Source organism: Lutibacter sp., assembly GCF_041562875.1.
Classification (GTDB): domain Bacteria; phylum Bacteroidota; class Bacteroidia; order Flavobacteriales; family Flavobacteriaceae; genus Lutibacter.
The window spans coordinates 58,667-67,449 of the sequence record NZ_JBFFOE010000005.1; the positions used below are offsets into that span (position 1 = coordinate 58,667).

Consider the following 8,783-nt stretch of genomic DNA (forward strand, 5'->3'; position numbering starts at 1 on the left):
TGTTTATTCTTTAATATTAATAATTCCACTCTGGTTTTTCACCCACCAATTTTTTAAATCTTCAGAAGCTTCAAAACCAGTTCCTTTTATAGTATCCGTTAAAGTATAAAACGTAAATTTCTTTTCTGTAAAATAATAATGGGATTTCTGATCCCAGTATATTTGTTCCGTTTTTAATTTACTTTTATCGGCGTAATTAATAATTATAACATTGTTTTTAATTTCAGATATCTCAGTTTTAGTGTAAGCCATAGCGTAATCTCCTTCAACTGTTATAGAATCCCCATTTTTATCAATTGAAGTAATTTTAATTCCTTTTGGAAACTCTGAATATGGGTGTGAACTTCTATTCCCAAAATCTAACATAATTGGCGCTTTCATTTTAATATTTACCCTGCCAGAATCTGTATGAATGTGGTTAATATTATAGGCTTCTCCAATTGGCAGGTTTTTATCTGCTAAAAAATCTCGTACTTCTTTTACGTCATTTGTACAAGAAAAAAGCATTGCTACTAGTAATACTGTAGCAATGCTTTTAATTTTATTCACAACTGATTTTGTCATTCAACAAATATATCAATTATACTGTTTTAAATCTAATCTTTTGATTGAACTCTAACAGTCTCATTAATCCAACATCCAATTTTATGAGTTGTACCTTCATCTATTGCTGCCGCAAATAAATCTTTTTTAGATGGTAAATTTTCAGAATATGAATTTATATATTTATTTGCCATACCACTAATACTTGGATCTACAGATTTTGCTTTTAATGCTTTATTTAATGCTGCTACATAAACCATTCTTTTAGAAACCACATCAGTACCACAAGAGTTTGCACTAGATGCATACATCCCCGCGATTAACAAATATGCTCTACCCATTGTTGGAGCATATTCTAAAGCTTTATAAGCATAGATTCTTGCTTCTCCCTTTCTTCCTTGTTTACTTAAAATTTGACCTATTGTCAATAAATATTTAGCTTTCTTATAAGAATCCGTTTCTTGATCAACAGCCTTCTTAAAATACTCCATAGCTTTATTTGTTTCGCCGTTTTTCATTAAAATACCTGCATAAAAAACAGATGCTTGTGGTGAAGGATCAGCCTTAACGTAAGCTTCTACTAATGTGTCGTAAAAAGAATCATCTGTACATTCTTTGTTGTACATCCTTGAAACTGCTCTTTTTAACCATACTGCATCATTCTTCTTTTCTTCAAAATATTTTTTATTTAAAGGAATTAAATTCTCACAAGTAGAAATTTCAGAAATCTTTGAATCTAAACCACCTTCAACAATTGATAAATTTGTTAAAATTTGTTGATAATCACCTCTTCTTTTTTTATCTTTAGCACTCAATGTTGTTGAATCCTTTGCATTAATTTCTTCAATTTTTTTTGAGTATGCCTCACGTTTCAATTCAATACCTTCTCCAACTTGGTCATATGTATCAAAAACAATTTGAGCATTTGTATCTTTATTTTTCTTCAAAATAATATCAAAATACGTATAAATATTTTTAGATCCCATCTCAGTTGCATCCTCTTTAAAAGCTTTTTCTAACCAGACATACACCTCTTCTTCTGACGCACCCTGCTCAGCTTTAAATGTTGCAATCTTATCATATATATCGGCAAAATCTTTTGGAAAATGTTCTAACCTTTGGTTATAAACTCTCATTACCAAATTAGCTGCTGCTGCCTTTTCACTTACAGATGCATTCTCTAATTTATGCTCAGCTATTTTAATACCAAATTTATAGATATTTACTGATAGTGTTGGACAATTATCCATACACCACATCCAATTTTCATAAGCGGCATCATATTTTTTGGCTTGATAATCGCCTTTAAATAGATTGTATTTAATATTACAATCAGCGTCAGCTTGTGAAAAAGCGACTGGAGCTGATAGTATAAAAAATAATAAAGCTAAAATTTGTATTGCTTTTTTCATCATCGTATCCTTTTTAATTTAAAATATTTCTAATTTTTTGAACCATTTATCGTTTAATGAAAGGCTTAATCTAAAGTTAAAATAATTTTCTTTTACTAAACCATTATTTGTGTTTCCCCTTTTACCAAGTTCAAATCCAAGATTTATATTTGATAATTGTTGACTCAATGGTAATCCTACTCCAAAAGATATGCCAAAATCGTCTATTGCAGTAAAATCATTTCCAGTTCCAGCAGGATCTACTAACAATCCTGTTTTTTCAAATTTCAAACCAGCTCTATAAGTAACTCTATCCCAGTAACTTGAAATAGAATTAAATTTAGGAGTATAAAATCCACCCAATGCTATTTTACTATAATTATCATAAGCAATTTTAGAATAACTATTAAAAACACTACCTTCTAATTTTAATGCATCTTGAAAACTATAATCTACACCAGCACCCCATTTATTTTTTTGTCCAATACCAGCACCTAAAGTTGTTTTTATAGGAGATTTCAATTCTCCAATACTATTAATACTTAAAATAGTATCTCTTGGTGATTCATAAGATCCTAAAGAAACAGAATACAAATATTCATTTCCTTTAGTTTTTGTTGTGTTATTCAAATCAAAACTAGCCCCAAAACTCAAATCTATTTTATCACTTAAATCTTTTTCATACTGAAAACCAATACTTAAAGAATACCCCTTCACATTTGAAACTGTTTCGTATTTTGTTGCTAATAAAGCATCAGCTGTTTGATTAATTATACTATTTTCAATTTTACCAAAAATATAATTCCCTTGTAAACCTACACTAACGCCTTTAAATGGTTTGTAACCAAAATTCAAAAAAACTTTATTTGTTCCTCCTTCTCCACTGTAAAGTGTAGCTTCCGTTAAAACATCTTCAGTATCTAAAACATTTGACACCAATGAATAACCTACGGAAGAATTAGGCAACAAACCAAAAGACAAACCACCTTTCTCTCCTAATGGAACTCCTAAAGCTAAATATGAAAGATATGTTGCAGCAGCACTTTGCTTGCTATTACTATCTTGCGCTTTTATATTCTTATTTTCAATTGCCAAAGTGTATGTTGTAAATGACAAAGAAGCTACTGAAGCAGGGTTCGAAAAATTTAAATGGTATACATCATTTAAAGCAACTCCTACTCCACCCATACTTAACTGTTCAACAGTATTTAGATTGTTTTTATCTCCAATACCAAAAAAAGAATAAGCTGATGTGTTGTTTTTTTGAGCAAAAGTAGCAGATGATATAAATAGTGTTATGACTACTGCTAATATTTTTTTTATCATTTATTATAAATTATATTTCAAAATTCTGTTTAAGCCTTCTAACAAAAAAAAAGGATTGGCAAATATGCTATTTTTTAATCTATTTGCCAAGAAATTTGTGTCTCCTCCTGTTAAAACTACTGTTAAATCTTTATTTTTTTCTCTATATTGATTTATAAAACTATCAATTTCACTTATAACGCCATTGATTACACCTGAATGAATGCATTTTTCTGTTGAATCGCCAATTAATTGATTTATATATTCTGGCTCTAATAATGGTAACTTATTAGTAAATGCATTTAATGCTTTATATCGCATATTAATTCCTGGAGAAATTGCTCCTCCAAAATAACTTCCTTTCAAATCTACAAAATCATAAGTAATGCATGTTCCTGCATCTATAATTAACACATTTTTGTTTGGAAATTTTAAAATTGCTGAAGATACTAAAGCAATTCTATCAACTCCTAACGTTTTTGGTGTTGAATATTCGTTTTTAAACGGAACTTTTGTAAAAAAACTGAGCTCTATGAGGTTAATTTGGGTTCGTAATTTATTAATTTGAGATTTTTTCACTGAAGCAACAGAAGAAATTATAGCGTTTGTACACTCATACTTTTTTATGAGCTCCATCGCAATAGTCATAAAATTTTCTATGGTAATGCTTTCATTATGAATTAATTTACTATTATTAAAAACAGCAAGTTTAATTTTTGTGTTACCAACATCTATTACTAAGTTCATCTATATTTATTATGGAGTTCAAAAATACAACAGATTTTTTTAAAATTGTTTTGATTAGTATAAAAAATACTTATATATTTGCATCCGCTAAGGCAATGGTACCTTAGCTCAGTTGGTAGAGCAAAGGACTGAAAATCCTTGTGTCCCTGGTTCGATTCCTGGAGGTACCACAAAAAACCCGAACAATTTGTTCGGGTTTTTTATTAAAAAAGGTTTTAAAAGTAAATTTTTATTATCGATTTTAATTTTATCTATAATTTATTTATTCATCTTCATCATCTAAATCTACATCTTCTAAATCCAAATCTAAATCATCACTAATTTCAGAACCTAGCATATCATCTTCATCTTCATCATGATTTTCCATACTATCAACCAATTCATCACTTATTTTAACTAAGTAAATAGTATCACTTGTTGAAACTTGAACAGCTTCAACATAGTGTCCATTTTGATTCGTGAACTTTATTATATCTCTAATTCCATAACCATCAGGAAATTTTTCCACCAATAAATTTAGGATTTCTGTGGTTAATTTTTTATAATCTACAATGATTCTTTTCATAACAAATCAGTTAAAATTTAACTAAAAAAATAAATTATTATTTGATTAACTTTTTCTGTAAGTTCAAATATAGAAAATATTTCAATCCAAAATAAAAATGGCATTACATTTTTATTTCAACAAATATTAATTATAAGACATAAAAAAACCAAGATATCTCTTGGTTTCTACTAAAATATTTTGAAAATAAAATTAAAGCATCATTAAGTTACTAACTTCTAGTTCAGTTAAATGACGATAATGCCCACGTGGTAGATCTTTCTTTGTTAAACCTGCAAAAATTACACGATCTAATTTAACCACACTATAGTTAAAGTGTTCAAAAATTCTACGTACAATTCGGTTTCTTCCTGAGTGAATTTTAACTCCTATCTCACTCTTTGGCTGATTTATAATATATGAAATTTCATCAACTAGCACTCTTTTTTCATCTAAAATAAAACCGTCAGCTATTTTCTGCATATCACTCATAGCCAACTTTTTATCTAAAGAAGCATGATACAATTTTTGAATATTGTGTTTCGGATGCGTTAGTTTTTTTGCCAATTCACCATCATTCGTAAAAAGCAACAAACCTGTCGTATTCCTATCTAATCTTCCAACTGGGTAAATACGTTCTTTTGAAGCATTTGCAATTAACTCCATTACCGTTTTACGTCCTCTATCATCATCCATTGTGGTAATAAAGTTTTTTGGTTTATTTAATAAAACATATCGTTTTTTTTCAGGACTAATTAACGAACCATCAAACTTAACAACATCATTTGGCATTACTTGATAACCCATTTCGTTAACCAACTTACCATTTACCGATGCACTTCCCGCTTTAATATAAACATCAGCTTCTCTACGTGAACAAATACCAGAATTTGAGATGTACTTATTTAAACGAATACCTTCGTTCTCTGTTGTATTTTTTTCTGGTTTTGGAGTTGTAGTTTCTTTTGAAATTGGTCTCTCTTTTTTAAAAGCAGGCTTATCTTTAAAGCTTTTAGTAAATTTTTTTTTACTATCAAATTTTGGCTTAGAAGTATTTGAAGTTGTCTTATTTCCTTGTTGTCGTCCTCTCGACGAGTTTTTACTTGAATTCATTTTTTATATTTTTTGCAAAAGTAATATATTCTTCTGATAATTAACTAAATAATTATTTTATTTAAGCAGTATTTTATTTATAATCACAGAGTAATCAATTAAGGCTAAACTAAATACACCCGTTATAATTAATAATTTTAAAATTAAATGCAACAACATGTAATTGCGTATGCTCTTGCTTAACCACAAAGCAAGAACAAAGATAAAAAGCACGACAACACTTACATAGAAAAAATATTTCATTCCTCCAATTTCAGGATATTTCAACAAGAAATAAATTGGATTTAATGTTAAAAGTGCTAAAAGCGAAATTAGTATTTTAGTGAAATACTCGCCATATTTTACAGCTATTGTCTGGTAATTCTGAACAAAGTCTCCTTTAATTCTCTCTAAATCTTTAATTAATTCTCTAATTAATAATATAAAAAATAAAAAGGCTGCGTGTGTGAAAATTAGTTCCGAGAAGTTTTTATAGTATACAAAAACAGCAAAAAAGGGTAAAATAGCCAAACATGCTGCCGAGAATAATCCCGTTAATGGATATTTCTTAAGTTTATGAGAATAAAACCAAATTAAAAAAATATAAACCGAAAAAAACAACGCAGCTCTCCATGAAACTAAAAAAGCAATTACAACACCAATAAAGTTTAATAAAAAATAAAAACGAAGTTTATTTTTTTGACTAACAATTGCATCGATTTTGGATTTAACGGGTTTGTTAATTTTATCAGTTTCCGAATCGTAAAAATTATTAATGATGTATCCGGAAGCAATTACACAAATTGTTGAAAGCACAATAAAATATAAATTGATATCCAATAATACATATCGCAGCGATTTTTCAGGAGAAAAAATAAAAATAGAAGCTAAATATTGAGCTATTACAATTAATAAAATATTATAACCTCTTACCACAGAAAATAAACTCAGCATTTTTATATAAAAAGGAACCGGTTTTTTACTGTTGTTTTTAGAAATTTCAAGTAAATCCATTGGTAAGAAAAATATTTATGCAATAAGACTATCCTTTTAAATAGTAATATATTCCATTAAAACCTATAAACCAATTCTAGCTTAAAGTCTTTTAATATTGATTTTGTTTTGTCAAAATCTTCGGTAAATCCTAAAATATAACCTCCACCACCCGAGCCACATAATTTCAAATAATAGTCGTTCGTGTCAATTCCTTTTTGCCAAATTTTATGAAATGGCTTCGGAATCATTGGTTTAAAATTATCTAAAACAACTTTAGATAATTGTTTTACATTTCCAAACAACGATTTTACATTGCCATTTAAAAAATCTTCAATACAAGCATCAGTATGTTTTGCGAAATCTTCATTTAACATTTTTCTAAAGCCTTTATTTTTCATTTTATTCATAAAAATGGTTACCATTGGTTCGGTTTCACCAACCATTTCTGAATCTAATAAAAATACCGCTCCTTTTCCTTCCTTTTGGGATGGAATCCCTGTTGCCTCTAAATTATCTTTTGAATTTATTAAAATTGGTATACTTAAATACGAATTTAACGGGTCTAACCCTGAACTTTTCCCATGGAAGAAAGATTCCATTAATGAAAATATTTCTTTCAATTTCAGCAACTTATCTCTAGTTAAATTTTCTAAAACCGTTATTTTATTATTCGCATATTTATCATAAATTGAAGCTACTAATGCCCCAGAACTTCCTACACCATACCCTTGTGGAATACTAGAATCAAAATACATTCCTTCTTCTATATCAACTCTCAATTCATCTAACCTAAAACTAACCAACACTGTATTTTCAATACTTGCAAGATAATTGTAGAATTTCAATAAATTAGAATTTGATTTTTTTGCTTCTTCAGAAATTATGTTTTCTTTTTTTAAAGCACCATTATAACAGTTGTATGGTATTGCCAATCCTTTGGAATCTTTAATGATCCCATACTCTCCAAAAAGTAAGATTTTTGCGTAAAAAAGAGGTCCTCTCATATGTTTAATTATTGGATAATCGTTTTGCCCCATTTCCAATTCTGTCGCAAATATAATGATTTTCTTGACAATATTGAATTAACTTACTTGTTATAAAATTGTTAACAGTTTCCTTTTCTTTTTCAGGAAACAATATATGAACATTAGCACCAGCATCTAAAGTAAAGCAGATATTCGAATTTGTTTTAGCTCTAAACTCCCAAACTTTATTAATTATTTTTAAGGTATTAGGTTTCATTAAAATAAAATACGGATTGCTAGTCATCATCATAGCATGCAGGCTTAAAGCTTCGCTTTCTACAATGGCAATAAATTCTTTTAAATTACCATCTTGAAGCACTTCTGAAATTTTTGAAATATTCTCATTTGCTTGCTGAAAACGTTGTTTCGCAAACGGATGATTATACATTAGTTGATGCCCAACAGTACTGGAGACTTGCTTTTCTCCTTCATCAACTAACAAAATTGTATCGTGATAATTTTTAAAATTTTTGTGAATTTTATAAGGAAATTTTACACCAAATAAATTAGAACTTCCTTTAATTTTTGAATGATTTCCCCAAACAATTAATTCTCCTTCAATACTTCTACACGCACTTCCTGACCCTAAACGAGCTAAAAATGATGCTTTTTTATTGAAATATTCTTCAGAAATTGTTGAATTTAATTCTTTTTCCAAACTCATTACACATAATGCCAAAGCGCTCATTCCACTTGCTGAAGACGCAATTCCACTACTATGTGGAAAAGAATTACGTGATTTTATTACAAAATCAAAATCCTTCAAAAATGGGACATATTGTTCTATTCTTTCAAAAAATTGTTGAATTTTAGGTTTGAAATCTTCTTTCTTTTCACCTTCAAAATAGATTTCAAAATTAAAACAAGATTCGTCATGCTGAACTTGGTTCAACATCTCATTATGTGAACCTGAAACAAGTTCAGGTTGATGTTTTTTTAACTTATATTCTAACGTAGTTAATGTAAAACAAGCGTCTAACGTAAAACTTATTGACGCATTTTCAGGAATTTGAGGTTCTTGTTTTCCCCAATATTTTACCAAAGCTATATTGCTTGGTGTTTTCCAAGTTACACTTCCGTTTGAAACTTTTGAGGTGTCAAAATCATTTAAAATAAAATCGAATTCAGTCAAAACTATAA

The 8,783-nt window shown here is 28.7% G+C and carries 9 protein-coding genes and 1 tRNA gene; 1 reads left to right on the forward strand and 9 read right to left on the reverse strand.

Annotated features, from left to right (window positions below):
• Positions 1 to 3: 3 nt before the first annotated feature.
• The 4 genes from lptC to ABY863_RS01695 are packed head-to-tail and all read right to left on the reverse strand — an operon-like array spanning position 4 to position 3,986.
• The gene (lptC, locus tag ABY863_RS01680; protein ID WP_372792523.1) at positions 4 to 564 is read right to left on the reverse strand and encodes an LPS export ABC transporter periplasmic protein LptC; all 561 of its coding nucleotides are present in this window, start codon (positions 562 to 564) and stop codon (positions 4 to 6) included.
• Positions 565 to 596: 32 nt separating this feature from the next.
• The gene (locus ABY863_RS01685) at positions 597 to 1,955 is read right to left on the reverse strand and encodes a tetratricopeptide repeat protein (RefSeq protein WP_372792524.1); all 1,359 of its coding nucleotides are present in this window, start codon (positions 1,953 to 1,955) and stop codon (positions 597 to 599) included.
• A gap of 18 nt (positions 1,956 to 1,973) precedes the next feature.
• On the reverse strand, positions 1,974 to 3,260 hold the full coding sequence (locus tag ABY863_RS01690; protein ID WP_372792525.1) for a hypothetical protein: 1,287 nt from the start codon (positions 3,258 to 3,260) through the stop codon (positions 1,974 to 1,976).
• Between the two features lie 3 nt (positions 3,261 to 3,263).
• Positions 3,264 to 3,986 carry a type III pantothenate kinase gene (locus ABY863_RS01695; RefSeq protein WP_372792526.1) on the reverse strand — a complete coding sequence of 241 codons (723 nt, stop codon included), beginning with the start codon at positions 3,984 to 3,986 and terminating at the stop codon, positions 3,264 to 3,266.
• Between the two features lie 97 nt (positions 3,987 to 4,083).
• On the opposite strand from ABY863_RS01695, the gene ABY863_RS01700 reads away from it, so the two are divergent.
• Positions 4,084 to 4,156, forward strand: a tRNA-Phe gene (locus tag ABY863_RS01700).
• A 92-nt stretch (positions 4,157 to 4,248) separates the two neighbouring features.
• Here ABY863_RS01700 and ABY863_RS01705 read toward each other — a convergent pair.
• The 5 genes from ABY863_RS01705 to ABY863_RS01725 form a co-directional block, all read right to left on the reverse strand.
• Positions 4,249 to 4,551 carry a hypothetical protein gene (locus ABY863_RS01705; protein WP_372792527.1) on the reverse strand — a complete coding sequence of 101 codons (303 nt, stop codon included), beginning with the start codon at positions 4,549 to 4,551 and terminating at the stop codon, positions 4,249 to 4,251.
• Between the two features lie 192 nt (positions 4,552 to 4,743).
• Complete coding sequence (locus ABY863_RS01710; protein ID WP_372792528.1) at positions 4,744 to 5,643, reverse strand: pseudouridine synthase; 900 nt, start codon at positions 5,641 to 5,643, stop codon at positions 4,744 to 4,746.
• A gap of 57 nt (positions 5,644 to 5,700) precedes the next feature.
• Positions 5,701 to 6,636 carry a geranylgeranylglycerol-phosphate geranylgeranyltransferase gene (locus ABY863_RS01715; protein WP_372792529.1) on the reverse strand — a complete coding sequence of 312 codons (936 nt, stop codon included), beginning with the start codon at positions 6,634 to 6,636 and terminating at the stop codon, positions 5,701 to 5,703.
• A gap of 56 nt (positions 6,637 to 6,692) precedes the next feature.
• Positions 6,693 to 7,622 carry a mevalonate kinase gene (locus ABY863_RS01720; RefSeq protein WP_372792531.1) on the reverse strand — a complete coding sequence of 310 codons (930 nt, stop codon included), beginning with the start codon at positions 7,620 to 7,622 and terminating at the stop codon, positions 6,693 to 6,695.
• A gap of 4 nt (positions 7,623 to 7,626) precedes the next feature.
• A complete protein-coding gene (locus ABY863_RS01725; RefSeq protein ID WP_372792532.1) occupies positions 7,627 to 8,775 on the reverse strand; it encodes a diphosphomevalonate/mevalonate 3,5-bisphosphate decarboxylase family protein in 1,149 nt (382 codons plus the stop codon).
• Positions 8,776 to 8,783 lie beyond the last annotated feature (8 nt).